Here is a 25,942-nt window from a genome sequence, read left to right on the forward strand (position 1 = left end):
CATGCGCAGGCGTGACCGGGAAAGCAGTGGCGTTGCCTGTGGTCAGCGGCGCCTGCGAAATCGGCCCGTAGCCGCTGCCGCAGGCTGCGCTGGCCGGGACTGACGCTAGAGAACTACCTGATGGAACAAGGGCGTTGCGGATGACCCGCGCAGCCTCGCAAGCTCGGCCGGCGCTACAGGTTATTCAGCAGCCGTTCCATACGTGCTTCGAGGCGGCGTTTGATTTCGGTTTCGATATGGGGGGCGAAGTCGTCGATCACGTCTTGCATGATCAACTGCGCCGCGGCGCGCAGCTCGCGGTCCAGGTGCAGCAGGGCGTCCGGGCCGGAGTTGGCGGCAGGTGCTGCCACTGCCGGGGTGGGCGCTGGTGTAGGGGCTGGCGCCTCGACGGGTGCGGCGGGGGCGGGCTCAACGGCGGCCTCGGGCTGCTTGCCGCCGACCATGTCGAACAGCAGGGGGATTTGCACGTCGCCGTTCACGGTCTCAGTGAGCAGCGGCGGTTGCAGGTTGTCATCGCCGAGCAGTTGGCGGATCGACTCGAGGTCGTCCAGCAGGTGCGCGGACTTTTGCTGCGGTTTTGGAGTGTCCATCGGGTGCTCAGAGTCGCTGTAAACGGTGATCTTGCAGAGGATAGCCCTGTTCGCGATAGAAACGGAAACTCTCGCGGGCGGCCTGACGAATCGTCGGGTCTTCGACCACGACTTCGGCGATCCGGGCAAACGCCTTGGCAAAGCCCGGGACTTTCAGGTCCAGGTTCACCAGCAGATCCTGGTGGGCGCCGCAGTCATCGCCCAGGCCAAGGACAATCAAGCCCTCTGGCTCGTTTTCGGCGGGGCCGTGGGGCACGAAGGTCTCACCTTTGAAGCGCCACAGGCGGGCATCCAGGTCTTCGCGCTGGGCGGCATCGCTGCAATGCAGGTAGATGCGGTGGCCCATGCGCCAGGCTTTTTCCGTGAGCTTGCAGGCAAAATCCAGGCGCGCTGAAGGATCCGCGCTGGGAAGGATATAAAAGTCGACTTTGGTCATTGCGATTCCTGAGCCTGGGCTGGCGCCGCCCGCAAGCGGCGCCGACCGAGGTCATGGGTTTCAGGCTTTGGCGCGATCCAGCAGGTACTGGGTCAGCAGGGGAACCGGACGGCCAGTGGCGCCCTTGTCCTTGCCGCCGCTGGTCCAGGCGGTGCCGGCGATGTCCAGGTGCGCCCAGTTCAGGTTCTTGGTGAAGCGCGACAGGAAGCAGGCCGCCGTGATGGTGCCGGCTTTCGGCCCACCAATGTTGGCGATGTCGGCGAACGGGCTGTCCAGTTGCTCCTGGTACTCGTCGAACAGCGGCAGTTGCCAGGCGCGATCGTCAGCTTGTTGGCCGGCGCTCAACAGTTGGCCAATCAGCTCGTCGTTGTTGCCCAGCAGGCCGGAGGTGTGGGAACCCAGAGCTACGATGCAGGCACCGGTCAGGGTGGCGATATCGATCACCGATTGCGGCTTGAAGCGTTCGGCGTAGGTCAGGGCGTCGCACAGCACCAGGCGGCCTTCGGCGTCGGTGTTGAGGATCTCCACGGTCTGGCCGCTCAGGGTGGTGACGATGTCGCCCGGACGCGCCGCGCCGCCGCTTGGCATGTTCTCGGCGCAGGCCAGGATGCACACCAGATTGATCGGCAGCTTGAGCTCGAGGACCGCGCGCAGGGTGCCGAAGACGCTGGCTGCGCCGCCCATGTCGTACTTCATTTCATCCATGCCCGCGCCCGGCTTGAGGCTGATGCCGCCGGTGTCGAAGGTGATGCCTTTGCCGACCAGGGCAAACGGCTTCTCGGATTTCTTGCCGCCGTTGTATTGCATGACGATCAGGCGTGGAGGCTGGTCGCTGCCCTGACCCACGGCATAGAACGAGCCCATGCCCAGTTCCTTGATCTTTTTCTCGTCGAACACTTCGACTTTCAAGCCCTTGAACTCTTTACCCAGGGCCTTGGCCTGTTCGCCGAGGAAGGTCGGGTGGCAGATGTTCGGCGGCAGGTTGCCCAGGTCGCGGGTGAAAGCCATGCCATTGGCGATGGCCGTGGCGTGGGTGACTGCGCGCTGGACTTCAGCCTGGGCGGCCTTGATGGTCAGCAGGGTGATTTTCTTCAGGGCGCGGGGTTCGGCCTTCTGGCTCTTGAACTGGTCGAAGACATAGCCACCATCGACCAGGGTTTCGGCCAGCAGCCGGGACTTGCCGTAGCTGTCGCGGCCCTTGACCACCACTTCGTCCAGTGCCAGCACGGCATCACTGCCGCCCAGGCCCTTGAGGGTATTGAGTACGCCGCTGGCGATTTTACGGAACGGGCGGTCGCCGAGTTCAGCGTCCTTGCCGATGCCGACCAGCAGCAGGCGTTCGGCCTTGAGGTTGGCCACGTTGTGCAGCAGCAGGCTTTGGCCGACCTTGCCGGTCAGGTCGCCGCGCTTGAGGACGGCGCTGATGGCGCCGCCGCTGAGTTCGTCGAGTTGGCTGGCGACCGTGCCGAGCTTGCGGCCTTCGCCGATGGCGACCACCAGAGTGGCGGTCTTCAAGGTTTCTGGGCTAACGCTTTTTACAACCAGTTCCATGTCCGGATCCCTGAGGTAATGGTCAAAGAGCGCAAGGTCGATGCCCTGCGCGGGGCGTATCTATATATAGAAGAAAGTATCGTCAGCCAGCGACGACAAAGCCGCCAGTTTGAACCTCGCCGCCCGAGCCTGACAACCCTCCAGCGTGCGAACTTCGCCGCTTTAGAGGCCTGCATGAGCATGTGCAGTGACAGGCGCACGCATTCACAGGATAATGCGCCATCTTTTTTCGGCGGCCTGCCTTGGCGGGCCGGCTCGATACGTTTGCTTGTTTGGCCGCCTTAGCCTGACAGCCCTGGAGTGTCTGGTTTGATCGTCTTTCGTTATCTATCTCGCGAAGTCCTGCTGACCCTGAGCGCCGTGAGCGCGGTGCTGCTGGTCATCATCATGAGCGGGCGCTTCGTCAAATACCTGGCCCAAGCTGCCTCGGGAGCGCTGGATCCGGGTTCGCTGTTCCTGATCATGGGCTTTCGTCTGCCCGGGTTCCTGCAACTGATTCTGCCGCTGGGCCTGTTCCTCGGCATTCTCCTGGCCTATGGCCGGTTGTACCTCGAAAGTGAAATGACCGTGCTCTCGGCCACGGGCATGAGCCAGCAGCGACTGCTGGGCATGACCATGATTCCGGCCACGCTGATCGCCGTGCTGGTCGGCTGGTTGAGCCTGGGCCTGGCGCCGCAGGGAGCGAACCAGTTCCAGCTGCTGCTCAACAAGCAGGACGCCATGACCGAGTTCGACACCTTGGTGCCGGGTCGCTTCCAGGCGCTCAACGACGGTACTCGTGTGACCTATACCGAGCAGTTGTCCGAGGACCGGGCCAATCTGGGCGGCGTGTTCATTTCGGAAAAACGCCTGAACAAGGACAAGAAGGACCAGGGGATTTCGGTGCTGGTCGCCGAAAAAGGCCACCAGGACATCCGTCCGGACGGCAACCGCTACCTGATTCTGGAAAACGGCTATCGCTATGACGGCAACCCGGGCGAGGCCAATTACCGGGTGATCAAGTACGACACCTACGGCGTATTGCTGGCCAAGCCGGACGTCAGTGACGAAGTCACCGACCGCGACGCCATGCCGACCCGCGACCTGTTCGGCAAGACCGACCTGCGGGCCGTGGCCGAGTTGCAATGGCGCCTGTCGCTGCCGTTGCTGGTGTTTATCGTGACCCTGATGGCCGTGCCGTTGGCGCGGGTCAACCCGCGGCAGGGGCGTTTCCTCAAGCTGATTCCGGCGATTCTTCTTTATATGGCTTACCTGACTATCCTGATTGCCGCCCGTGGTTCCCTGGAGAAGGGCAAGCTGTCGCCAGTGCTGGGCCTATGGGGGGTGCATGTGTTGTTCCTGCTGGTCGGCCTGGCCCTGCTGTATTGGGAGCCTTTGCGCTTGAAACTGGCGAGTCGCCGCAGCGTGCAGGAGATGGCCCGTGGTTAAGCTCGATCGCTACATTGGTAGCAGTGTATTCATGGCCATCCTGGCGGTGCTGGGGATTATTCTCGGCCTGGCTTCGTTGTTCGCCTTTATCGATGAGATGGGCAGTGTCAGCGACAGCTATACCGTGATGGACGTGCTGGGCTTCGTGTTACTGACCGCGCCGCGTCGGGTGTACGAGATGCTGCCGATGGCGGCGCTGATCGGCTGCCTGATCGGCCTGGGCAGCCTGGCCAGCAACAGCGAACTGACCATCATGCGTGCGGCCGGTGTTTCGGTCGGGCGTATCGTCTGGGCGGTGATGAAGCCGATGCTGGTGCTGATGCTGGTCGGCGTGCTGGTGGGTGAGTACGTGGCGCCCGCCACCGAAAGCCAGGCCCAGGCTAACCGCGCCCTGGCCCAGGGTTCGGGCGATGCGCAAAGCTCCAAGCACGGCCTGTGGCACCGCCAGGGTGATGAATTCATCCACATCAACGCGGTCCAGCCCAATGGTTTGCTGTACGGCGTGACCCGTTACCACTTCGACAAGGAACGCCACCTGCTGTCCTCGAGCTTCGCCAAGCATGCCAAGTTCGACAAGGATTACTGGCAGCTGACGGATGTCACCACCACCTACTTCCGTGAAGGCCACACCGAGGTCATCAGCACCCCGGATGAGCGTTGGGACGTAGCGTTGAGCCCGCAATTGCTGAGCACTGTGGTCATGGCTCCGGAATCACTGTCGATCACCGGTCTGTGGGGTTATATCCACTATCTGGCGGACCAGGGCCTGAACAACGGCCGGTACTGGCTGGCCTTCTGGGTCAAGGTGCTGCAACCGCTGGTCACCGCCGCCCTGGTGCTGATGGCGATTTCCTTCATTTTCGGGCCTTTGCGCTCGGTAACCCTGGGGCAGCGGGTGTTCACCGGGGTGCTGGTGGGCTTTACCTTCCGCATCGCCCAGGACTTGCTGGGGCCGTCGAGCCTGGTGTTCGGCTTCTCGCCGCTGTTCGCGGTGCTGGTGCCCGCCGCTATTTGCACCCTGGCCGGCTTCTGGTTGTTGCGTCGCGCCGGCTGATGACGCCGCCGCCAGGCGCTGCAGGATGACAAACGCCCCGGTCGCAAGATCGGGGCGTTTGCGCATTTGCCGGTGGCTGACAGGCGAACGTGACGCTAGCGCGGTGTTTCAGGTACAATTCCCGGCTATTTTTCGGCGGGCTATGCCTGCAGCCTTTTTGAGTGTTGACCTGTGAGTGATTTGAGTCATATCCGCAATTTCTCCATCATCGCCCACATTGACCATGGCAAGTCGACTCTGGCTGATCGCTTCATCCAGATGTGCGGCGGCCTGGCCGAACGCGAAATGGAAGCCCAGGTCCTGGACTCCATGGACCTTGAGCGTGAGCGCGGTATCACCATCAAGGCCCACAGTGTCACCCTGTATTACACCGCCCGCGATGGCATCAAGTACCAACTGAACTTCATTGATACCCCGGGCCACGTCGACTTCACCTATGAAGTCAGCCGGTCGCTGGCGGCCTGTGAAGGTGCATTGCTGGTGGTGGATGCCGGCCAAGGCGTTGAGGCGCAGTCGGTTGCCAACTGCTACACGGCGATCGAGCAGGGCCTGGAAGTCATGCCCGTCCTGAACAAGATCGACCTGCCCCAGGCCGATCCGGATCGGGTCAAGGAAGAAATCGAGAAAATCATCGGCATCGATGCCACCGACGCGGTCGAGTGCAGTGCCAAGACCGGCCTGGGCGTCGATGAAGTGCTCGAGCGTCTGGTCAAGACTATTCCTGCGCCAACCGGCAACTACGAAGATCCGCTGCAAGCGTTGATTATCGACTCCTGGTTCGACAACTACCTGGGCGTTGTGTCCCTGGTGCGCGTGCGCCATGGCCGAGTGAAGAAGGGCGACAAGATCCTGGTCAAATCCACCGGCAAGATCCACTTGGTGGATAGCGTCGGTGTATTCAACCCGAAACACACCGCCACCACCGACCTCAAGGCCGGTGAAGTGGGCTTCATCATCGCCGGTATCAAGGACATTCACGGTGCGCCAGTGGGCGATACCCTGACCCTGAGTTCGACGCCCGATGTTGATGTACTGCCAGGCTTCAAGCGGATTCAGCCGCAGGTCTACGCCGGTTTGTTCCCGGTCAGCTCCGACGACTTCGAAGACTTCCGTGAGGCCCTGCAGAAGCTCACCCTGAACGACTCGTCGCTGCAGTACACCCCGGAAAGCTCCGACGCCCTGGGCTTCGGCTTCCGTTGCGGGTTCCTCGGCATGCTGCACATGGAAATCATCCAGGAGCGCCTCGAACGCGAGTACGACCTAGACCTGATCACCACCGCGCCGACCGTTATTTTCGAGCTGTTGCTGAAAACCGGTGAAACGATTTACGTCGACAACCCGTCCAAGCTCCCAGACTTGTCGTCCATTGAAGACATGCGCGAGCCAATCGTTCGCGCCAATATTCTTGTGCCGCAAGAGCACCTGGGCAACGTCATTACCCTGTGTATCGAAAAGCGTGGCGTGCAGCACGACATGCTGTTCCTCGGCTCCCAGGTCCAGGTGACCTACGATTTGCCGATGAACGAAGTGGTCCTGGACTTCTTCGATCGTCTCAAATCCACCAGCCGTGGTTATGCTTCGCTGGATTACCATTTCGATCGTTATCAGTCGGCTAATCTGGTGAAACTGGATGTGCTGATCAACGGTGACAAGGTCGACGCTCTGGCGCTGATCGTGCACAAGGATAACGCGCACTACAAAGGTCGCCAGTTGACCGAGAAGATGAAAGAACTGATTCCGCGCCAGATGTTCGACGTCGCGATCCAGGCCGCCATCGGCGGGCAGATCATTGCGCGGACCTCCGTCAAGGCACTCAGAAAGAACGTATTGGCCAAATGCTACGGTGGTGACGTTAGCCGTAAGCGCAAGCTGTTGGAAAAGCAGAAGGCCGGTAAAAAACGCATGAAGCAAGTCGGTAACGTGGAAATTCCACAAGAAGCCTTCCTTGCAGTGCTCAGGTTGGATAGTTAGGTCCTATGTCACTAAATTTCCCGCTGTTGCTGGTCATCGCTGTCGCCGTTTGCGGTTTCCTGGCGTTGCTCGATCTGATCTTTCTGGCGCCACGTCGGCGTGCGGCCATCGCCAACTATCAGGGCAGCGTCAGCGAGCCGGATGGGGTGGTGGTCGAGAAACTGAACAAAGAGCCTTTGCTGGTTGAATACGGCAAGTCGTTCTTTCCGGTGCTGTTCATCGTATTGGTGCTGCGTTCGTTTCTGGTGGAACCGTTCCAGATCCCTTCGGGCTCGATGATGCCAACCCTGGATGTAGGCGACTTCATCCTGGTGAACAAGTTTTCTTACGGGATCCGCCTGCCGGTGATCGACAAGAAAGTCATCGAAGTCGGTGATCCGAAACGCGGCGATGTGATGGTGTTTCGTTACCCGAGCGACCCCAACGTCAACTACATCAAGCGTGTAGTCGGCCTGCCGGGTGATGAAGTGCGCTACACCAGCGACAAGAAGCTGTTCATCAATGGTCAGCCGGTCGCTGAACTGTTGGTGGGCTCGCAGCCCGGTAGCCTGGGCAGTGCGGAGCTGTACAAGGAAAAACTCGGCGAAGTCGAGCACCTGATTCGCAAAGAGATGAGTCGCTATCACGCCCCGACCGATGGTCAGTGGGTAGTCCCCGCCGGTCATTACTTCATGATGGGCGACAACCGCGACAACTCCAACGACAGCCGTTACTGGGATGATCCGAGCATTCCCAAAGACTTGCTGGGCATGGTTCCCGACAAGAATATCGTCGGCAAGGCCTTTGCAGTCTGGATGAGCTGGCCCGAACCGAAACTCAGCCACCTGCCGAATTTCTCGCGGGTTGGCCTGATCAAGTAATCACACCCACGGCGCTGTTGAACACAGCGCCGAATGCTTTTCTGGAGAGGGGATAACGGCGAACGACCGGGATCGCCCAGGCGCCAGAAGCATGCAGTCAACGATATTCAGGATGTGCATTTGAACACTGCGTTAATTGCCACAGGCACTGTATGCCTCCCTATGGTGGTGAAATTCGACCACGAACTCAGCGTGGGTAAACCGTGAGCGTTTCTTTGAGCCGTCTCGAGCGTCAGCTCGGTTACACCTTCAAGGACCAGGAACTGATGATCCTGGCCCTCACTCACCGCAGCTTTGCCGGGCGCAACAATGAGCGCCTGGAATTCCTCGGTGATGCCATTCTCAACTTTGTGGCTGGCGAGGCGCTGTTCGAGCGTTTCCCCCAGGCTCGCGAAGGCCAGTTGTCGCGTTTGCGCGCACGCCTGGTAAAAGGTGAAACACTGGCCGTACTGGCCCGTGGTTTCGACCTGGGCGAGTACCTGCGCCTGGGGTCCGGTGAGTTGAAGAGCGGCGGTTTTCGTCGTGAGTCGATCCTTGCCGATGCCCTGGAAGCCTTGATCGGTGCGATCTACCTGGATGCCGGCATGGACGCAGCGCGCGACCGCGTGCTGGCCTGGCTGACCTCCGAGTTCGACAGCCTGACGCTGGTCGACACCAACAAAGATCCCAAGACCCGCCTGCAGGAATTCCTGCAATCGCGTGCCTGCGACCTGCCGCGTTACGAAGTGGTGGATATCCAGGGTGAGCCCCATTGCCGGACGTTCTTCGTCGAATGTGAAATCACCTTACTGAATGAAAAAAGCCGAGGTCAGGGTGTGAGCCGTCGTATTGCCGAACAGGTAGCGGCCGCTGCAGCACTGATTGCCCTGGGCGTGGAGAATGGCCATGACTGATTCAACTGCAACACGCTGTGGCTATGTCGCCATCGTCGGCCGCCCGAACGTGGGCAAATCGACGCTGCTCAACCACATCCTCGGACAGAAGCTGGCCATCACCTCGCGCAAGCCGCAGACCACCCGTCACAACATGCTCGGGATCAAGACCGAGGGCGCTGTCCAGGCGATCTACGTCGACACCCCAGGCATGCACAAAGGTGGCGAAAAGGCCCTCAACCGCTACATGAACAAGACCGCTTCGGCGGCGTTGAAAGACGTCGACGTGGTGATCTTCGTGGTTGATCGCACCAAGTGGACCGACGAAGACCAGATGGTTCTTGAGCGCGTGCAGTACGTGACCGGCCCGCTGATCGTCGCGCTGAACAAGACCGATCGCATCGAAGACAAGGCCGAGCTGATGCCGCACCTGTCCTGGTTGCAGGAGCAGTTGCCGAACGCGCAGATCATGCCGATCTCGGCCCAGCACGGGCACAACCTCGAAGCGCTGGAGCGAGTGATCGCCGAGCACCTGCCGGAAAACGATCACTTCTTCCCTGAAGACCAGATCACTGACCGCAGCAGCCGCTTTCTCGCTGCCGAGCTGGTGCGCGAGAAGATCATGCGCCAGATGGGGGCCGAGCTGCCGTACCAGATCACCGTGGAAATCGAAGAATTCAAGCAGCAGGGCAAAACCCTGCATATTCATGCGCTGATTCTCGTCGAACGCGATGGCCAGAAGAAAATCATCATTGGTGACAAGGGCGAGCGCATCAAGCGCATCGGCACCGAGGCGCGCAAGGATATGGAAGTGCTGTTCGACTCCAAAATCATGCTCAACCTGTGGGTCAAGGTCAAAGGCGGCTGGTCCGACGACGAGCGCGCCCTGCGTTCCCTGGGCTACGGCGACCTGTAATAGCGCCGGCTCTTGGAGTGGGGGAGTGCGCTCCCTCACCCTCTCTCACCTGAGAACCGGACACTGATGTCTACCCACCCCCCCGTCGGCCAGCCCGCTTATGTCCTGCACAGTCGCGCCTACCGCGAAACCAGTGCCCTGGTCGACTTCCTCACGCCCCAAGGCCGCCTGCGTGCGGTACTGCGCAGTGCGCGCGGCAAGGCCGGAACCCTGGCCCGGCCATTCGTGCCACTGGAAGTCGAGTTTCGCGGGCGCGGCGAGCTGAAGAACGTCGGGCGCATGGAAAGTGCCGGCGTCTCCACCTGGCTCAATGGCGAGGCTCTGTTCAGCGGGCTCTACCTCAATGAACTGCTGATTCGTCTGTTGCCTGCCGAGGACCCTCATCCGGCGGTCTTCGATCACTATGCCGCGACCTTGCTGGCCCTGGCCGAGGGGCGTCCCCTGGAGCCCTTGTTGCGGGCGTTCGAGTGGCGGCTGCTGGATGACCTGGGCTACGGCTTTGCCCTGGACAGCGATATCCATGGCCAGCCGATAGACGCCAAGGGCCTGTACCGCCTGCAAGTGGATGCCGGGCTGGAGCAGGTTTACCTGTTGCAGCCGGGGTTGTTCAACGGCACCGAGCTGCTGGCCATGGCCGAGGCCGACTGGAGTGCCCCCGGTGCGCTGTCGGCCGCCAAGCGCTTGATGCGCCAGGCCCTGGCGGTGCACCTGGGCGGTCGGCCATTGGTCAGTCGCGAGTTGTTTCGCAAGCCCTGATCACCCCGTATGCTGTGCGCCGAATCTTCATTTATTCAGGAGCGCTTCCGTGACCACCAGCAATCGCATTCTTCTTGGCGTGAACATCGACCACGTCGCCACCTTGCGTCAGGCGCGGGGCACCCGTTATCCCGATCCGGTCAAGGCCGCGCTGGATGCAGAAGAGGCGGGCGCTGACGGCATCACTGTGCACCTGCGCGAAGACCGGCGGCACATCCAGGAGCGCGACGTCGTGCTGCTCAAGGACGTGCTGCAGACCCGCATGAATTTCGAGATGGGCGTTACCGAGGAAATGATGGCGTTCGCCGAACGCATCCGTCCGGCACACATCTGCCTGGTCCCGGAAACCCGCCAGGAACTGACCACCGAGGGCGGTCTGGATGTCGCAGGCCAGGAAGCGCGGATCAAGGCCGCGGTCGAGCGCCTGTCGAAAACCGGCGCCGAAGTGTCGTTGTTCATCGACGCGGATGAGCGGCAGATCGAAGCTTCCCGCCGTGTCGGCGCCCCGGCCATCGAGCTGCACACCGGGCGCTACGCCGATGCGCAGACCCCAACCGAGGTCGCGCAAGAGCTGCAGCGTGTGGCTGAGGGCGTGGCAATCGGCTTGGCTCAAGGGCTGATCGTCAATGCCGGGCACGGCCTGCATTACCACAACGTCGAGGCGGTGGCGGCAATCAAGGGCATCAACGAACTGAACATCGGTCACGCCCTGGTGGCCCATGCCTTGTTCGTCGGCTTCAAAGGCGCCGTGGCGGAAATGAAAGCCCTGATCCTGGCCGCCGCCAAAGCCTGACCGAACTCTGTAGCTGCTGCCGACAGGCTCGGGCCGCGTTCGGACGCTGGCCGTGCCGGGCGCCGTGGGGTGTCAGGTAGATTGATGCGTTGCGGATGGCCAGCGCAGCCTCGCGGGCTCGGCAGCGGCTACGGGATGTATTGAGAGCGGGGCTTTAGAGCGGTGGGTTTTCCGCCGGGGGCTTGGTCTTGTCGACGCCGGGCACGTGCAGATTGCCTTCAGCCACCTGGTCGCCTTCCAGCTGCGGTTGCGTGACCCAGGTCAGGATGTCGTAGTAGCGCCGGATGTTGGCCACAAAGTGCACCGGCTCACCGCCCCGGGCGTAGCCGTAACGGGTCTTGCTGTACCACTGTTTCTGCGACAGCCGTGGCAGCATTTTCTTCACGTCCAGCCACTTGTTGGGGTTGAGCCCCTCTTTCTCCGCCAGCTTGCGCGCGTCGTCCAGGTGGCCGGTGCCGACGTTATAGGCGGCGAGGGCGAACCAGGTGCGATCCGGCTCCTCGATCTTGTCGTCCAGTTGTTCCTTGATATAGGCCAGGTACTTGGCCCCGCCGCTGATGCTCTGCTTGGGGTCCAGGCGGTTGGACACGCCCATGGCCTGGGCGGTGTTTTGCGTCAGCATCATCAGGCCGCGCACGCCGGTCTTGGACGTCACCGCGGGCTGCCACATGGATTCCTGGTAGCCGACCGCTGCCAGCAGGCGCCAGTCGACCTTCTCCTGCTTGGCCGAGGCCTTGAAGTGCTTCTCGTATTTGGGCAAACGCTGCTGCAGGTGCTGGGCAAAGGTGTAGGCGCCCACGTAGCCCAGAACATCCACGTGCCCGTAGTAGCGATCTTTCAGGCGCTGCAGGGTGCCGTTCTTCTGCACCTTGTCGAGGTAGGCGTTGATCTCGTTGAGCAGGCTGTTGTCTTCGCCGGCGGCCACGGCCCAGCTCTGGTTGCTGGCGTCGCCGAGGTCGAAGGCCACGCGCACGTTGGGAAAGTACACCTGGTTCATCGCCACTTCGTTGGAGTCGACCAGGGTCAGGTCGATCTGCCCTTCGTCGACCATGCGCAGCAGGTCGACCACTTCCACCGCGTCCGATTCTTCGTATTCGATGCCGGGGTACTTCAGCTTCAGATCGGCCAGTTGCTCGGCGTGGGTGCTGCCCTTGAGCACCATGATGTGCTTGCCCACCAGGTCGGCGGCGTTGGTCGGCCGGGACTGGCCGTTGCGATAGATGATCTGCGGGGTGACTTCAAGGTAAGGATGGGAAAACCTGACTTGTTGCTGGCGTTTCTCGCTGCTGACCAGACCGGCAGCAGCCAGCACCGGGCCGTTAGGTTTACCCAGCTGGCCAAAAAGGTCATCGAGGTTGTCGGCGGTTTCGATCTTCAGCTCAACGCCCAGATCGTCGGCGAAGCGTTTCACCAGCTCGTATTCGAAGCCGGTTTCGCCATTGCGATCCTGAAAGTAGGTGGCCGGGCTGTTACGGGTGACCACCCGCAGCACACCATCCTCCTTTATACGCTCCAGGGTGCTGGGTTTTTCAACACAGGCACCGAGCATCAGGAAGAGTCCGGTTGCGATGAGCCATCTGGCACAGCGCGGACGTAAAGCCATAGGGGAAAACATTTGCGCAGTATACGCAAAGGACCACGGCCGCCATATCTCGACAGATAAGGGCTGGTCTGCTAGAGATTCGCCGCCGGCGCTGGAGCCCTTGTGAATGGCGGCTCGCTGCTCAATGTGACGCTTAAAATAACCCTTCTGAATGGGCCTGATGCCTCTTTGTTATAGCCGGCGGTCCCTGGGCCGACGTCTGGCCGCAGTCTCGCGTGCCGTTTCGGGTGCCGTGGCGGGCGCTTTAGGCTAGAATGCACGGCCTCAAAGCACACCCCTTCCCGAGGCTGTCCCGAAGATGTTGATCCTGCGCGGCGCTCCTGCCCTTTCTGCCTTTCGCCACAGCAAACTCCTTGAGCAACTGAGCCGATCTGTCCCGGCTGTCAGTGGCTTGTATGCTGAATTCGCTCACTTCGCCGAAGTCACCGGCGACCTGACCGGCGACGAACAGCAGGTGCTTGCGCGCCTTCTGAAGTACGGTCCAAGCGTACCGGTCCAAGAACCGACCGGTCGCCTGTTCCTGGTGCTGCCGCGGTTTGGCACCATCTCGCCATGGTCGAGCAAGGCCAGTGATATCGCCCGCAACTGTGGCCTGGCAAAAATCCAGCGCCTGGAGCGCGGTATTGCGTTTTACGTGGCCGGTGAGTTCAGCGATGTCCAGGCGCAACAGATCGCCGACGTCCTGCACGACCGCATGACCCAGATCGTCCTGGGCAACCTGGAACAGGCTGCCGGCCTGTTCAGCCATGCCACGCCCAAGCCGTTGACCGCCATCGATATCCTCGGTGGTGGCCGCGAAGCGCTGGAAAGCGCCAACCGCGAATTGGGCCTGGCCCTGGCCGAAGACGAAATCGATTACCTGATGAGTGCCTTCCAGGGTCTCAAGCGCAACCCGCACGACATCGAACTGATGATGTTCGCCCAGGCCAACTCCGAGCATTGCCGGCACAAGATCTTCAATGCCAGCTGGGACATCGACGGCCAGAGCCAGGACAAGAGCCTGTTCGGCATGATCAAGAACACCTACGTGATGCACAGCGAAGGTGTTCTGTCGGCTTATAAGGACAACGCCTCGGTGATCGTCGGCAACGTCGCCGGCCGTTTCTTCCCGGACCCCGAGACCCGCCAGTACGGCGCGGTCCAGGAGCCAGTGCATATCCTGATGAAGGTCGAGACGCATAACCACCCGACGGCGATCGCCCCGTTCCCGGGCGCGTCCACCGGCTCTGGTGGCGAGATCCGTGACGAGGGTGCCACCGGTCGCGGCGCCAAGCCCAAGGCTGGCCTGACCGGTTTCACCGTATCCAACCTGCAGATCCCGGGTTTCGAGCAGCCGTGGGAAGTGCCGTATGGCAAGCCCGAGCGCATCGTCACCGCGCTGGACATCATGATCGAAGGCCCGCTGGGCGGCGCCGCGTTCAACAACGAATTCGGCCGTCCAGCCCTGACCGGCTACTTCCGTACCTTCGAACAATCCATCACCACCCCGCGTGGCGATGAGGTTCGTGGCTATCACAAGCCGATCATGCTGGCCGGCGGCATGGGTAACATCCGTGCCGAACACGTACAGAAAGGCGAGATCACCGTCGGCTCCAAGCTGATCGTGCTCGGTGGCCCGGCCATGCTGATCGGCCTGGGCGGCGGCGCTGCTTCCTCGATGGCCACCGGCACCAGCTCGGCTGACCTGGACTTTGCCTCGGTACAGCGCGAAAACCCGGAAATGGAACGCCGTTGCCAGGAAGTCATCGACCGTTGCTGGCAGTTGGGTGACAAGAACCCGATCAGCTTCATCCATGACGTCGGTGCGGGCGGTTTGTCCAACGCCTTCCCGGAACTGGTCAACGATGGCGACCGTGGCGGCCGTTTCGAGCTGCGCAATATTCCCAATGACGAGCCGGGCATGGCCCCGCACGAAATCTGGTCCAACGAATCCCAGGAGCGTTACGTCCTGGCGGTCGGCGCTGAAGATTTCGAGCGCTTCCAGGCGATCTGCGAGCGCGAACGCTGCCCGTTCGCCGTAGTGGGCGAAGCCACCGCCGAGCCGCAGTTGACTGTCACCGACAGCCACTTCGGCAACAGCCCGGTGGACATGCCTCTGGAAGTGCTGCTGGGCAAAGCCCCGCGCATGCACCGTTCGGCGGTCCGCGAGACCGAGCTGGGCGATGATTTCGACCCGAGCAGCCTGTCCATCGACGACTGCGTGGAGCGCGTCCTGCACCACCCGGCCGTGGCCAGCAAAAGCTTCCTGATCACCATTGGCGACCGCACCATCACCGGCCTGGTTGCCCGCGACCAGATGGTCGGGCCGTGGCAGGTCCCCGTGGCTGACGTGGCCGTCACCGCTACCAGCTTCGACGTCTACACCGGCGAAGCCATGGCCATGGGTGAGCGCACGCCGCTGGCCCTGCTCGACGCACCGGCGTCCGGGCGCATGGCGATTGGCGAAACCCTGACCAACATCGCGGCTTCGCGCATCGAGAAAATTTCCGACATCAAACTGTCGGCCAACTGGATGTCCGCTGCCGGCCACCCGGGTGAAGATGCGCGCCTGTACGACACCGTGAAAGCGGTCGGCATGGAGCTGTGCCCGGAGCTGGGGATCACCATTCCGGTGGGCAAGGACTCGATGTCCATGGCCACTCGCTGGAGCGACGAGGGCGTTGACAAGAGCGTGACCTCGCCGCTGTCGCTGATCGTTACCGGCTTCGCGCCAGTGGCGGATATCCGCAAGACCCTGACCCCCGTGCTGCGCATGGACAAGGGCATCACCGACCTGATCCTGATCGACCTCGGCCGTGGCCAGAACCGCATGGGCGCCTCGATCCTGGCCCAGGTTCACGGCAAGCTCGGCAAGCAGGCACCGGACGTCGATGACGCCGAAGACCTGAAGGCCTTCTTCGCAGTGATCCAGGGCCTCAACGCCGACGGTCACCTGCTGGCCTACCACGACCGTTCCGATGGTGGTTTGCTGACCAGCACCGTGGAAATGGCCTTTGCCGGTCACTGCGGCCTGAGCCTGAACCTCGACGGCGTGGCTGAAACCTCGGCCGACATCGCCGCGATCCTGTTCAACGAAGAGCTGGGCGCCGTGATCCAGGTACGCCAGGACGCCACTCCAGACGTACTGGCACAGTTCAGCGCTGCCGGCCTGGGCGACTGTGTGTCGGTCATCGGCCAGCCACTGAACAACGGCGAAGTCAGCATCACCTTCAATGGCGACACCGTGTTCTCCGGCCAGCGTCGTCTGCTGCAACGTCAGTGGGCTGAAACCAGCTACCAGATCCAGCGCCTGCGGGATAACGCCGACTGCGCCGAGCAAGAGTTCGACGTGCTGCTGGAAGAAGACAACCCGGGCCTGAGCGTCAAGCTGGCCTTCGACGTCAACCAGGACGTTGCCGCGCCTTACATCAAGAAGGGCGTCCGTCCTCAAGTGGCGGTCCTGCGTGAACAAGGCGTCAACGGCCAGGTGGAAATGGCTGCGGCCTTCGACCGTGCGGGCTTCAACGCGATCGACGTGCACATGAGCGACATCCTTGCCGGGCGTGTCGACCTGAACGACTTCAAGGGCATGGTCGCTTGCGGTGGCTTCTCCTACGGCGACGTACTGGGTGCCGGTGAGGGCTGGGCCAAGTCGGCGCTGTTCAACAGCCGTGCGCGGGACGCCTTCCAGGGCTTCTTCGAACGTACCGACAGCTTCACGCTGGGTGTGTGCAACGGTTGCCAGATGATGTCCAACCTGCACGAGCTGATTCCGGGCAGCGAGTTCTGGCCGCACTTTGTGCGTAACCGTTCCGAGCAGTTCGAAGCCCGTGTGGCCATGGTCGAAGTGCAGAAGTCGAACTCGATCTTCCTGCAGGGCATGGCCGGTTCGCGCATGCCGATCGCCATCGCCCACGGTGAAGGCCATGCCGAGTTCGCCAACGAAGACGCTCTGCTCGAAGCCGATCTGTCCGGTTGCGTGGCCCTGCGTTTCGTCGACAACCATGGCAAGGTCACCGAGAACTACCCGGCCAACCCGAACGGCTCGCCGCGCGGGATCACCGGTCTCACCAGCCGTGACGGTCGCGTCACCATCATGATGCCGCACCCGGAGCGGGTGTTCCGCGCGGTGCAGAACTCCTGGCGCCCGGAAGAGTGGAACGAAGATGCGGCGTGGATGCGCATGTTCCGTAACGCTCGGGTCTGGGTGAACTAGGGGGCATGTACAAGCTCAGCTTCTTTGTTCCTCCCAGCCATGTGGATGTGGTCAAGAGCGCTGTATTCGCCGCCGGTGGCGGTAGAATCGGTGCCTACGACCACTGCGCCTGGCAGGTGCTGGGCCAGGGTCAGTTTCGCCCGCTGGACGGCAGCCAGCCGTTTCTCGGGCAAAACGGCCTGGTCGAGCAGGTCGAGGAGTGGAAGGTCGAGCTGGTGGTGGCCGATGAGCTGATCCGTTCGGTGGTGATGGCCCTGAAACAGAGCCATCCCTACGAAACGCCGGCTTATGAGGTTTGGCGCCTGGAAGACTTCTAGGCCCGCCATTGCGAAAAAGCCCGCTGAACCGGTAACGGTCAGCGGGCTTTTTCATGGGGCGGAGCAAGCGCTCAGGGGCGGATTTCAATCATGGTGCCGTCCTTGACCAGGCCCCAGACTTCTCGCATATCGACGTTGCGCATGGCGATGCAGCCGTCGGTCCAGTCCAGGGTGTGGAAAAACTGCTCGGGGTAGTCTTCGCTGTCCGGCGTGCCGTGGATCATGATCATGCTGCCCGGTGGAACGCCTTCGCGGCGTGAGCGGGCGGAGTCGCTGATATTCGGGTAGGAGATGTGCATGGCCAGGTTGAAGCGATCGCTGGTCTTGCGCCAGTCGAGCCAGTAGAAGCCTTCCGGCGTGCGTTTATCGCCTTCCATCAGTTTTGGTCCCTTGGGCTGCTTGCCCAGGGAAATGCGATAGGTCTTGAGCGGCTTGCCGTCGTTGATCAGTTGCAGTTGGTGGGCCGACTTGAGGACCAGTACTTTTTCGATGATCTTGCCGTCCAGGGTTTCTACCGTAGAGGCGTGGGACGCAACAGTGAGTGACAAGCAGAGAAGGGCAAGCAACCAGCGCATTGAAACGATATCCCTAGGCGTACACCGGTGCTGCGTACGTTTTATTGTTTAAGAACCAGTTCGCGATCTGCTGCGCTTGGTTCATGTGGCGCTAAAAATGCCTTCGAAATGCTCATTTAGCTGCTTAAATTGAGCGATCTCAGCCATTTTTTGTCCAGCCTGAGCGTCGCTCGCCAGATCGGGAGCAGGTTCTACGTGATGGCCGGCTGAGCGAGCGGAGGAATCGACTCGGAGCGCACGGGGAAGTCCTCGGTGTGCCGATCAGCGAAAAAGCATTCTAAGGTACGCCCGACCGTGCGGAAAGCCAGCTCGGACCAAGGGATCTCCGACTCTTCGAATAAGCGCACCTCCAGGCTCTCTTCACCGGCGGCAAAGTCCAGGTCCGCCAGCTCGGCGCGAAAAAACACGTGCACCTGGCTGATATGAGGGACGTCGATCAAGGTGTAGATGCTCAGGTTGCGGACCCGGGCGCAGGCTTCTTCGGCGGTTTCGCGGATGGCGGCCTGTTCGATGGTCTCGCCGTTTTCCATAAAGCCTGCGGGCAGGGTCCAGTAGCCACGGCGTGGCTCGATGGCGCGGCGACACAGCAGCACCTGGGTGCCCCAGGTCGGCACGCAGCCGGCGACGATATTCGGGTTCTGGTAGTGGATGGTCTGGCAGTGGTCGCAGACAAACCGCAGGCGTGAGTCGCCCTCGGGAATACGCTGGGTTACCGGTTTACCGCACTGGCTGCAAAATTTCATGCTGGGCTTCCGAAAAGGCTGGGCCTATCTTGGCGTGCGGCCAGTTTGTCGGCAAGTTGTCGTTAAGCGACATGCCAGGGGCCGGGGGTTGGGCCGATGCCGGGATTGGTGCATGATGCACGGTAGCCAACAGATCGAGATGACTCATGCTGGACGAGCTACTTCATCGGGTAACCAACCATACGCCACGAACGCTGGAGACTGATCGCCGTTTTCCGGAGGCGGCGGTGCTGGTGCCTATTACCCGCAGTGAAGAGCCGGAACTGGTGCTGACCCTGCGTGCCAGCGGGCTGTCGACCCATGGCGGTGAAGTGGCGTTTCCCGGTGGAAGGCGTGACCCGGAAGACCCCGACCTGATCTTCACTGCACTGCGCGAGGCGCAAGAGGAGATCGGCCTGCCCCCGGGCCTGGTGGAAGTCATTGGTCCCTTGAGCCCGCTGATTTCGTTGCACGGGATCAAGGTCACACCCTATGTCGGGGTGATTCCCGATTATGTCGAGTACCTGGCCAACGACGCCGAGATTGCCGCGGTGTTCAGTGTGCCGCTGGAGTTCTTCCGCCAGGACCCGCGCGAGCATACCCACCGCATCGACTATCAGGGCCGCAGTTGGTATGTGCCCAGTTATCGCTTTGGCGAATACAAGATCTGGGGTTTGACGGCGATCATGATCGTCGAACTGATCAATCTGCTGTATGACGCCAAAATCAGCCTGCATCACCCCCCCAAGAGCTCTATCAATATTTGAAGCCATCGCTCGTATGGCATGAACCCGCGGCCGCCTGAGCCCTGAGGATAAGAAGATGAAATACCGCCTGGGCGATGCCCGAGTTGAAGCCCACCCGCAAAGCTGGGTCGCCCCGAACGCCACGCTGGTGGGCAAGGTCAAGCTGGAGGAGGGCGCCAATGTCTGGTTCAACGCGGTGTTGCGTGGCGACAACGAACTGATCCTGATCGGCAAGAACAGCAATGTGCAGGATGGCACGGTGATGCACACCGATATGGGCTACCCGCTGACCATCGGCACCGGCGTCACCATCGGCCATAACGCCATGCTGCATGGCTGCACCGTTGGCGATTACAGCCTGATCGGTATCAATGCAGTGATCCTCAACGGGGCGAAAATCGGCAAAAACTGCATCATTGGCGCCAATTCGCTGATTGGCGAAGGCAAGGAAATTCCCGATGGCTCGCTGGTGATGGGTTCGCCTGGCAAAGTGGTGCGCGAACTGACCGAGCCGCAAAAGAAAATGCTCGAAGCCAGTGCCGCGCACTATGTGCACAACGCCCAGCGCTACGCCCGTGACCTGGTCGAGCAAGAACAATGACCAGCACCGAGCGCCCGGTTGCCTCGCCCTGCGTCAGCATCTGCGCCCTGGATGACGACGACATCTGCACCGGCTGCCAGCGAACCGTGGATGAAATCACCCGCTGGAGCCGCATGGACAACGACGAGCGGCGCACAGTGCTCGGCCTGTGCCACGAGCGAGCCAAAGCCAGCGGCCTGGTGTGGATGGTGGGCACCTCCAACTGACCTGTAGCCGCTGCCGCAGGCTGCGCTGGCCATCAGGCACCGTCCATTCCATCCGGATTCACGATCTCTTTTAGGGCCAGCGTCCGAACGCGGCCCGACCCTGCGGCAGCGGCACCGGTGGGATGATTGGAGGGCGGCAGATTTTGCGTGCGCCTGGCCGCTCAAGTACCCTGTGCGCCTTATCTACAGGTACCTTTCGCGCCATGCTCTTCCTGATCGCTTACATCAGCAGCGTCGTGCTGATCAACTACGCCTTTTCCAGTGCCCCGCACCTGGACATCATCTGGTCGGCCTGGGGTGGGTTGGTGTTTGTGCTGCGCGATATGGTGCAGACCCGCTTCGGCCACGGTGCACTGCTCGCCATGCTGGCGGCGCTGGTGCTGTCTTACGTGACCTCCGATCCGACGATCGCCCTGGCCAGCGCCACGGCATTCGCGGTCTCCGAGTGCATCGACTGGCTGGTGTTCAGCATTACCAAGCGCCCGTTGCACGACCGGCTATGGATCAGTTCGGCGCTGAGCATCCCGCTGGACACCTTTATCTTCTTCGGCCTGATCGACGCGCTGACGCCTGGAGTCGTGCTCACCGCATTGGGTTCCAAGTTCGCCGGCGTGACGGTGGTCTGGCTGGCCATGGCCTGGCGCTTGCGCAAGGCGACGTGCGCCAGCTGAGGCCAAACCTCGCGGTTCATGTAAAATGCCGCGCTTTCTCCCCATGGGTCGCCCGTCTGGTGCGCGGCCCTCGATGATCCGCTCCTTTTGAGGACCTGCAGATGACCCGTATCGGAACTCCATTGTCGCCAACCGCGACCCGCGTTTTGCTTTGTGGCTGTGGCGAGTTGGGCAAGGAAGTGGTGATCGAGCTGCAGCGCCTGGGCGTTGAAGTGATTGCCGTGGATCGCTATGCCAATGCGCCGGCGATGCAAGTGGCTCACCGCAGCCACGTCATCAACATGCTAGACGGCGCGGCCCTGCGGGCAGTGATCGAGGCGGAGAAACCGCACTTTATCGTGCCGGAGATCGAAGCCATCGCCACGGCGACCCTGGTCGAACTGGAAGCCGAAGGCTTCACCGTGATCCCGACTGCGCGTGCCACGCAACTGACCATGAACCGTGAAGGCATCCGCCGCCTGGCCGCTGAAGAGCTGGACCTGCCGACCTCGCCCTACCACTTCGCCGACACCTTCGAGGACTATTCCAAGGCGGTTCAAGACCTGGGCTTCCCCTGCGTGGTCAAGCCGGTCATGAGCTCCTCGGGCAAGGGTCAGAGCCTGCTGCGCAGCGCCGACGACGTGCAGAAGGCCTGGGATTACGCCCAGGAAGGCGGACGTGCCGGCAAGGGCCGGGTGATCATCGAAGGCTTTATCGATTTCGATTACGAAATCACCCTGCTGACCGTGCGTCACATCGGCGGCACCACCTTCTGCGCGCCCGTCGGGCACCGTCAGGAGAAAGGTGACTATCAGGAGTCCTGGCAGCCCCAGGCCATGAGCCCCAAAGCCCTGGCGGAATCCGAGCGCGTGGCCAAGGCCGTGACCGAGGCGCTGGGTGGCCGTGGCCTGTTTGGCGTCGAGCTGTTTATCAAGGGCGATCAGGTGTGGTTCAGCGAAGTGTCGCCGCGCCCGCATGACACCGGCCTGGTGACCCTGATTTCCCAGGACTTGTCGCAGTTTGCCCTGCATGCGCGGGCGATCCTGGGCTTGCCGATTCCACTGATTCGCCAGTTCGGGCCATCGGCTTCGGCAGTGATTCTGGTGGAAGGCCAGTCGACCCAGACCGCATTCGCCAACCTGGGCGCCGCCCTGAGCGAGCCGGACACCGCCCTGCGTCTGTTCGGCAAGCCGGAAGTCAATGGTCAGCGCCGCATGGGCGTGGCCCTGGCGCGTGACGAGTCGATCGAGGCCGCACGGGCCAAGGCGACCCGCGCTTCGCAAGCGGTGGTGGTCGAGCTCTAAAGGCCGCGCCGGCAAGCTGGCCCCTACAGGTGTGCGTTTAACCGTGTAGGGGCCGGATTGCCGGCGATCCGTTCTATCAAGCGACCCGATTCAGGTCGTTATCCCGCGTCTCTTTCAGGCACAGCACAGCGATCAAGCTGAGCAGCGCTGCCGCCGACACATACCCGCCGACATAACTCAGGCCGCCCATCGCCACCAGCTTAGTGGCAAAGAAGGGCGCCGCCGATGCGCCGACAATTCCGCCCAGGTTATACGCCGCCGAAGCGCCGGTATAACGCACGCGGGTCGGGAACAGCTCCGGCAGCATCGCGCCCATCGGGGCGAAGGTCACGCCCATCAGGAACAGTTCCAGGGCCAGGAACAGCGCCACTGCCCAGGTCGAGCCGTGGGTCAGCAGCGGCTCCATGGTGAAGCCCGACAGGATGGCCAGCACCGCGCCGACGATCAGCACCGGCTTGCGCCCGTAACGGTCGCTGGCCAGGGCGGCAATCGGTGTCGCCAGGCCCATGAACAGCACGGCGAAGCACAAGAGTCCGAGGAAGGTTTCACGGCTGTAGCCCAGGGTCGACACGCCGTAGCTCAGGGAAAACGCCGTGGTGATGTAGAACAGCGCGTAACACACCACCATTGACGCCGCGCCCAGCAGGACCGGCAGCCAATGCTGGCTGAACAGTTCTACCAGCGGCACTTTGACGGGCGCTTCGTGGGCCACCGCGTTGGCAAACACCGGGGTTTCATGCAGCTTCAAGCGGGCATACAGGCCAACCATCACCAGCGCGGCGCTGAGAATGAACGGGATGCGCCAGCCCCAACTGCGGAACTGCTCGTCGCTGAGGTTCATGGCCAGGATCAGGAACAAGCCGTTGGCTGCCAGGAAGCCGATGGAGGGGCCCAGTTGCGGAAACATGCCGAACCAGGCGCGCTTGCCCTTTGGCGCGTTCTCGGTGGCCAGCAACGCCGCGCCGCCCCATTCGCCGCCAAGGCCCAGGCCCTGGCCGAAGCGCAGTACGCACAACAGGATCGGCGCCCAGGCCCCGATGCTGTCATAGCCGGGCAGCAAGCCGATCAGCGTGGTGCAGACCCCCATCAGCAGCAGGGAGGCCACCAGGGTCGATTTGCGGCCGATGCGATCGCCAAAATGGCCGAACAGCGCCGAACCCATGGGGCGGGCGATAAAGGCAATGCCGAAGGTCAGGAACGAGGCAAGCATCTGCGCCGTGCCGGAGGTTTGCGGGAAAAATACCGGGCCGATCACCAGCGCGGCGGCCGTGGCGTAGATGTAGAAATCGTAGAACTCGATGGCAGTGCCAACGATGCTCGCCGTGGCAACGCGAGCGGTCGAGTTGGTCGGGGCGGCGGTCGCGGCCTCGTTATAGGTGGTGCTCATTGAAATATCCCTGACGGTCATTGCGCGTTTGGACGCGGATTATTATTAGTCGTACACCCCCTGGGTCAGGGGCGTGCGCGGGGTGGCTCGGGATGGGAGCAAACACCGTTCAGACACAGTAAAGCGGTGCCTGGACGCGCTGAGTGCGGGTAGCACGCGGTCGGGCGGGGCTTGGGTAAGCCAGGGGATTATAGGAAGGGGGCTATCGATTCAACAAGGGGGGAAAACAGCGTTTTTTTTCAGAAAACAGCCGCTAGCTTGCGGGTTTTATCGCTATGAGGCGGCTGTTTTGCGCTGATTTCGCCTTAGCTTGAGATTTATCTCGTGACGGGTGTCGAGCTGGTGTGCCAGATCAACACGCGGCTGATGCGGTTGTCTTCGGTCTCGAGGATTTCCAGGCGATAGCGGCCGATCTTCAGGCAGACGGCGCTGTCGGGGATGGTTTCCAGGGCTTCGGTGACCAGGCCGTTGAGGGTTTTCGGGCCATCGCTGGGCAGGTGCCAGCCCAGGCTCTTGTTCAACTCGCGAATCGACGCGGCCCCTTCGATCACGTAGCGACCATCGGCTTGCGGGTGGATGTGCGGGTTGTCGAGGCTGTGTTCGCTTTCGAACTCGCCGACGATTTCTTCGAGAATGTCTTCCAGGGTGACGATGCCCAGGACTTCGCCGTATTCGTCGACCACCATGCCCAGGCGGCGCTGCTGTTTGTGAAAGTTCAGCAGTTGCAGTTGCAGCGGTGTGCTTTCCGGAACGAAATAGGGTTCGTGGCAGGCGCTGAGCAGAGCGTCCTTGGTCAGGCTGGCATCCGGCAGCAGGTGGCGGATCTGCCGGGTGTTGAGCACCGCCTCGACCTGGTTGATATCACTGTGGAACACCGGCAGCCGAGTGCGCTTGGAGACGCGCAGCTGCTCGATGATGTCTTCGATGGGGTCGTCGAGGTTGATCCCGTCGACTTCACTGCGCGGCACCAGGATGTCGTTGACCGTGATGTTGTCCAGGGCATGGATGCCCGACAGCAGGTGCGGGCGGCAGTTGGCGGGCTCGTGGCCCGACGGATGTTCCGACTCGGGCGCCAGCTCATCCTCGCTGTGCTTGACCACGCCGACCTTCGGGGTAAAGGGGCGCAGCAGCAACAGACTGATGGCATTCAGCAACCAGGCCCCCGGATAGATGATCTTCAGTGGTACGCCCAGCAGGGTATTGCCCAGGGCCAGAACCCCTTCCGGGTAGCGCACGGCGAGGGCTCGCGGCAGGTAGTCGGCGAGCACCAGGAGCAGGCAGGTGGCGATCAGGCAGGCCATCCACGGGCCGTTCTGTTCCCAGTAGAACAGCGCGAGCAGGGTGCTGAGGATCACCGTCAACACCCGGCACAGGGTGTTGCACAGGATCAGGCTTTCGCGAGGGAAGCTCAGGCGGGCCAGGGGCCTGTCGCCGGAGCGAGAGGCGTTGCGCAGGGTCAGCAGGTGCTGCTGGGCGATTTCGATGGCGGTGAACAGTGCCGACCATAAAACCAGCAGGGCCAATACAGCGAGCATCGGCCCTATGGGCAAGTTGTCCATGATGGCTGCTCGTCAGATATGCAGGATGTATTCGCGGACCAGCTTGCTGCCGAAATAGGCCAGCATCAGCAGGCAGAAACCGGCCAGGGTCCAGCGAATGGCCTTGTGGCCGCGCCAGCCGAGGCGGTTGCGCCCCCACAGCAGCACGCTGAACACGATCCACGCCAGGCAGGCCAGCAGGGTCTTGTGCACCAGGTGTTGGGCGAACAGGTTTTCGACGAACAGCCAGCCGGAAATCAGCGACAGCGACAGCAGGGTCCAGCCGGCCCAGAGGAATCCGAACAGCAGGCTTTCCATGGTTTGCAGCGGCGGGAAGTTCTTGATCAGCCCGGAGGGGTGCTTGTTCTTGAGTTGATGGTCCTGCACCAGCAGCAGCAAGGCCTGGAACACGGCGATGGTGAACATGCCGTAGGCCAGGATCGACAACAGGATGTGGGCGAGAATCCCCGGCGCTTCGTCGATGATCTGCACCGTGCCGGTGGGCGCGAACTGCGCTAGCAGCACCGTGGCTGCACCCAATGGGAACAGCAGCAACAGCAGGTTTTCCACCGGGATCCGCGAGCAGGCCAACAGGGTCAGCGCGATCACTGCGGCGGCAATCAGGCTGGCGGCGCTGAAGAAGTCCAGGCCGAGGCCGACCGGCGTCATCAGGTGGGTGAAAAGGCTGGCACTGTGGGCCAGCAGGGCGAGGATGCCCAGCGTGACCAGCAGGCGCTTGTTCGCCTTGGCGCCCTTGGCCAGACGAGTGCCTTGATAGAAGGTCGCAGCGGCATATAAACAGGCGGCGGCGAGAGTGGTTAGCAAGCTGGGTGACAAGGGGAGCATAAATCCTGTGAGACAAGCCCGAAAG

General features: G+C 61.9%; 24 protein-coding genes. 15 read left to right on the forward strand and 9 right to left on the reverse strand.

What is annotated here, in order from left to right:
* Window positions 1-173 precede the first annotated feature (173 nt).
* Genes MF4836_RS08370 through MF4836_RS08380 form a run of 3 tightly spaced genes read right to left on the reverse strand, consistent with a single transcriptional unit; the run spans window position 174 to window position 2,577 of the window.
* A complete protein-coding gene (locus MF4836_RS08370) occupies window positions 174-590 on the reverse strand; it encodes a DNA polymerase III subunit chi (RefSeq protein WP_078469947.1) in 417 nt (138 codons plus the stop codon).
* 7 nt (window positions 591-597) lie between these two features.
* Window positions 598-1,026 carry a DNA polymerase III subunit chi gene (locus MF4836_RS08375; RefSeq protein ID WP_078469948.1) on the reverse strand — a complete coding sequence of 143 codons (429 nt, stop codon included), beginning with the start codon at window positions 1,024-1,026 and terminating at the stop codon, window positions 598-600.
* Between the two features lie 60 nt (window positions 1,027-1,086).
* Window positions 1,087-2,577, reverse strand: a complete 1,491-nt coding sequence (locus MF4836_RS08380) for a leucyl aminopeptidase (RefSeq protein ID WP_078469949.1) — start codon at window positions 2,575-2,577, stop codon at window positions 1,087-1,089.
* A 309-nt stretch (window positions 2,578-2,886) separates the two neighbouring features.
* Between MF4836_RS08380 and lptF the strand changes: the two genes are divergently transcribed.
* The 8 genes from lptF to pdxJ all read left to right on the forward strand — a co-directional run bounded on the left by lptF (window position 2,887) and on the right by pdxJ (window position 11,227).
* A complete protein-coding gene (gene lptF / locus MF4836_RS08385) occupies window positions 2,887-4,005 on the forward strand; it encodes an LPS export ABC transporter permease LptF (protein ID WP_078469950.1) in 1,119 nt (372 codons plus the stop codon).
* Window positions 3,998-5,059: an LPS export ABC transporter permease LptG gene (gene lptG / locus MF4836_RS08390; RefSeq protein ID WP_078469951.1), complete on the forward strand. Its 1,062-nt coding sequence runs from the start codon at window positions 3,998-4,000 to the stop codon at window positions 5,057-5,059. The genes lptF and lptG overlap by 8 nt, the downstream gene beginning before the upstream one ends.
* 171 nt (window positions 5,060-5,230) lie before the next feature.
* Window positions 5,231-7,030, forward strand: coding sequence for a translation elongation factor 4 (gene lepA / locus MF4836_RS08395; protein WP_020298957.1), 1,800 nt, complete (start codon window positions 5,231-5,233; stop codon window positions 7,028-7,030).
* A 5-nt stretch (window positions 7,031-7,035) separates the two neighbouring features.
* Window positions 7,036-7,890, forward strand: coding sequence for a signal peptidase I (lepB, locus tag MF4836_RS08400; protein ID WP_020298958.1), 855 nt, complete (start codon window positions 7,036-7,038; stop codon window positions 7,888-7,890).
* Between the two features lie 203 nt (window positions 7,891-8,093).
* Window positions 8,094-8,783, forward strand: coding sequence for a ribonuclease III (rnc, locus tag MF4836_RS08405; RefSeq protein ID WP_020298959.1), 690 nt, complete (start codon window positions 8,094-8,096; stop codon window positions 8,781-8,783).
* Window positions 8,776-9,678 (forward strand): GTPase Era, encoded by a 903-nt coding sequence (gene era / locus MF4836_RS08410; RefSeq protein ID WP_020298960.1) that lies wholly within the window; start codon window positions 8,776-8,778, stop codon window positions 9,676-9,678. Before rnc ends, era begins: the two co-directional genes overlap by 8 nt.
* 66 nt (window positions 9,679-9,744) lie before the next feature.
* Window positions 9,745-10,434 (forward strand): DNA repair protein RecO, encoded by a 690-nt coding sequence (gene recO, locus MF4836_RS08415; RefSeq protein WP_078469952.1) that lies wholly within the window; start codon window positions 9,745-9,747, stop codon window positions 10,432-10,434.
* Window positions 10,435-10,483: 49 nt separating this feature from the next.
* Window positions 10,484-11,227 carry a pyridoxine 5'-phosphate synthase gene (gene pdxJ / locus MF4836_RS08420; protein WP_020298962.1) on the forward strand — a complete coding sequence of 248 codons (744 nt, stop codon included), beginning with the start codon at window positions 10,484-10,486 and terminating at the stop codon, window positions 11,225-11,227.
* A 154-nt stretch (window positions 11,228-11,381) separates the two neighbouring features.
* On the opposite strand, the gene mltF is transcribed toward pdxJ, so the two are convergent.
* Complete coding sequence (gene mltF, locus MF4836_RS08425; protein WP_078469953.1) at window positions 11,382-12,842, reverse strand: membrane-bound lytic murein transglycosylase MltF; 1,461 nt, start codon at window positions 12,840-12,842, stop codon at window positions 11,382-11,384.
* Between the two features lie 286 nt (window positions 12,843-13,128).
* Here mltF and purL point away from each other — a divergent pair, with 286 nt between their 5' ends.
* Together purL and MF4836_RS08435 are read left to right on the forward strand one after the other, a co-directional pair.
* On the forward strand, window positions 13,129-17,025 hold the full coding sequence (purL, locus tag MF4836_RS08430; RefSeq protein WP_078469954.1) for a phosphoribosylformylglycinamidine synthase: 3,897 nt from the start codon (window positions 13,129-13,131) through the stop codon (window positions 17,023-17,025).
* A gap of 5 nt (window positions 17,026-17,030) precedes the next feature.
* On the forward strand, window positions 17,031-17,342 hold the full coding sequence (locus tag MF4836_RS08435) for a Nif3-like dinuclear metal center hexameric protein (RefSeq protein ID WP_078469955.1): 312 nt from the start codon (window positions 17,031-17,033) through the stop codon (window positions 17,340-17,342).
* Between the two features lie 71 nt (window positions 17,343-17,413).
* On the opposite strand, the gene MF4836_RS08440 is transcribed toward MF4836_RS08435, so the two are convergent.
* Both MF4836_RS08440 and MF4836_RS08445 read right to left on the reverse strand, forming a co-directional pair.
* A complete protein-coding gene (locus MF4836_RS08440; protein ID WP_078469956.1) occupies window positions 17,414-17,917 on the reverse strand; it encodes a L,D-transpeptidase family protein in 504 nt (167 codons plus the stop codon).
* Between the two features lie 191 nt (window positions 17,918-18,108).
* Window positions 18,109-18,660 (reverse strand): NUDIX hydrolase, encoded by a 552-nt coding sequence (locus MF4836_RS08445; protein WP_078469957.1) that lies wholly within the window; start codon window positions 18,658-18,660, stop codon window positions 18,109-18,111.
* Window positions 18,661-18,806: 146 nt separating this feature from the next.
* Here MF4836_RS08445 and MF4836_RS08450 point away from each other — a divergent pair, with 146 nt between their 5' ends.
* The 5 genes from MF4836_RS08450 (at window position 18,807) to purT (ending at window position 22,146) form a co-directional block, all read left to right on the forward strand.
* Window positions 18,807-19,406, forward strand: coding sequence for a CoA pyrophosphatase (locus MF4836_RS08450; RefSeq protein ID WP_020298968.1), 600 nt, complete (start codon window positions 18,807-18,809; stop codon window positions 19,404-19,406).
* 55 nt (window positions 19,407-19,461) lie between these two features.
* Window positions 19,462-19,986 (forward strand): gamma carbonic anhydrase family protein, encoded by a 525-nt coding sequence (locus tag MF4836_RS08455; RefSeq protein ID WP_078469958.1) that lies wholly within the window; start codon window positions 19,462-19,464, stop codon window positions 19,984-19,986.
* Complete coding sequence (locus MF4836_RS08460) at window positions 19,983-20,192, forward strand: DUF1289 domain-containing protein (protein WP_078469959.1); 210 nt, start codon at window positions 19,983-19,985, stop codon at window positions 20,190-20,192. The genes MF4836_RS08455 and MF4836_RS08460 overlap by 4 nt, the downstream gene beginning before the upstream one ends.
* A gap of 203 nt (window positions 20,193-20,395) precedes the next feature.
* Window positions 20,396-20,863, forward strand: a complete 468-nt coding sequence (locus MF4836_RS08465; RefSeq protein WP_078469960.1) for a VUT family protein — start codon at window positions 20,396-20,398, stop codon at window positions 20,861-20,863.
* Between the two features lie 101 nt (window positions 20,864-20,964).
* Window positions 20,965-22,146 (forward strand): formate-dependent phosphoribosylglycinamide formyltransferase, encoded by a 1,182-nt coding sequence (purT, locus tag MF4836_RS08470; RefSeq protein WP_078469961.1) that lies wholly within the window; start codon window positions 20,965-20,967, stop codon window positions 22,144-22,146.
* A gap of 76 nt (window positions 22,147-22,222) precedes the next feature.
* Here purT and MF4836_RS08475 read toward each other — a convergent pair whose 3' ends face one another.
* From MF4836_RS08475 to MF4836_RS08485, 3 genes are all read right to left on the reverse strand, one after another.
* Window positions 22,223-23,533 (reverse strand): MFS transporter, encoded by a 1,311-nt coding sequence (locus MF4836_RS08475; protein WP_020298973.1) that lies wholly within the window; start codon window positions 23,531-23,533, stop codon window positions 22,223-22,225.
* A gap of 317 nt (window positions 23,534-23,850) precedes the next feature.
* On the reverse strand, window positions 23,851-25,092 hold the full coding sequence (locus tag MF4836_RS08480) for a transporter associated domain-containing protein (RefSeq protein ID WP_078469962.1): 1,242 nt from the start codon (window positions 25,090-25,092) through the stop codon (window positions 23,851-23,853).
* Window positions 25,093-25,104: 12 nt separating this feature from the next.
* Window positions 25,105-25,917 carry a cytochrome C assembly family protein gene (locus MF4836_RS08485; protein ID WP_020298975.1) on the reverse strand — a complete coding sequence of 271 codons (813 nt, stop codon included), beginning with the start codon at window positions 25,915-25,917 and terminating at the stop codon, window positions 25,105-25,107.
* Window positions 25,918-25,942 lie beyond the last annotated feature (25 nt).

Source organism: Pseudomonas sp. MF4836 (assembly GCF_002018875.1).
In the GTDB taxonomy this organism is placed as follows: domain Bacteria; phylum Pseudomonadota; class Gammaproteobacteria; order Pseudomonadales; family Pseudomonadaceae; genus Aquipseudomonas.

What these genes read in the sequence shown, in the direction of transcription:
- MF4836_RS08370 (WP_078469947.1), bottom strand. Translation starts at nt 590, where the DNA reads ATGGACACTCCAAAACCGCAGCAAAAGTCCGCGCACCTGCTGGACGAC.
- MF4836_RS08375 (WP_078469948.1), bottom strand. Translation starts at nt 1,026, where the DNA reads ATGACCAAAGTCGACTTTTATATCCTTCCCAGCGCGGATCCTTCAGCG.
- MF4836_RS08380 (WP_078469949.1), bottom strand. Translation starts at nt 2,577, where the DNA reads ATGGAACTGGTTGTAAAAAGCGTTAGCCCAGAAACCTTGAAGACCGCC.
- lepB (WP_020298958.1), top strand. Translation starts at nt 7,036, where the DNA reads ATGTCACTAAATTTCCCGCTGTTGCTGGTCATCGCTGTCGCCGTTTGC.
- era (WP_020298960.1), top strand. Translation starts at nt 8,776, where the DNA reads ATGACTGATTCAACTGCAACACGCTGTGGCTATGTCGCCATCGTCGGC.
- recO (WP_078469952.1), top strand. Translation starts at nt 9,745, where the DNA reads ATGTCTACCCACCCCCCCGTCGGCCAGCCCGCTTATGTCCTGCACAGT.
- mltF (WP_078469953.1), bottom strand. Translation starts at nt 12,842, where the DNA reads ATGTTTTCCCCTATGGCTTTACGTCCGCGCTGTGCCAGATGGCTCATC.
- purL (WP_078469954.1), top strand. Translation starts at nt 13,129, where the DNA reads ATGTTGATCCTGCGCGGCGCTCCTGCCCTTTCTGCCTTTCGCCACAGC.
- MF4836_RS08435 (WP_078469955.1), top strand. Translation starts at nt 17,031, where the DNA reads ATGTACAAGCTCAGCTTCTTTGTTCCTCCCAGCCATGTGGATGTGGTC.
- MF4836_RS08440 (WP_078469956.1), bottom strand. Translation starts at nt 17,917, where the DNA reads ATGCGCTGGTTGCTTGCCCTTCTCTGCTTGTCACTCACTGTTGCGTCC.
- MF4836_RS08445 (WP_078469957.1), bottom strand. Translation starts at nt 18,660, where the DNA reads ATGAAATTTTGCAGCCAGTGCGGTAAACCGGTAACCCAGCGTATTCCC.
- MF4836_RS08450 (WP_020298968.1), top strand. Translation starts at nt 18,807, where the DNA reads ATGCTGGACGAGCTACTTCATCGGGTAACCAACCATACGCCACGAACG.
- MF4836_RS08455 (WP_078469958.1), top strand. Translation starts at nt 19,462, where the DNA reads ATGAAATACCGCCTGGGCGATGCCCGAGTTGAAGCCCACCCGCAAAGC.
- MF4836_RS08460 (WP_078469959.1), top strand. Translation starts at nt 19,983, where the DNA reads ATGACCAGCACCGAGCGCCCGGTTGCCTCGCCCTGCGTCAGCATCTGC.
- MF4836_RS08465 (WP_078469960.1), top strand. Translation starts at nt 20,396, where the DNA reads ATGCTCTTCCTGATCGCTTACATCAGCAGCGTCGTGCTGATCAACTAC.
- purT (WP_078469961.1), top strand. Translation starts at nt 20,965, where the DNA reads ATGACCCGTATCGGAACTCCATTGTCGCCAACCGCGACCCGCGTTTTG.
- MF4836_RS08475 (WP_020298973.1), bottom strand. Translation starts at nt 23,533, where the DNA reads ATGAGCACCACCTATAACGAGGCCGCGACCGCCGCCCCGACCAACTCG.
- MF4836_RS08480 (WP_078469962.1), bottom strand. Translation starts at nt 25,092, where the DNA reads ATGGACAACTTGCCCATAGGGCCGATGCTCGCTGTATTGGCCCTGCTG.
- MF4836_RS08485 (WP_020298975.1), bottom strand. Translation starts at nt 25,917, where the DNA reads ATGCTCCCCTTGTCACCCAGCTTGCTAACCACTCTCGCCGCCGCCTGT.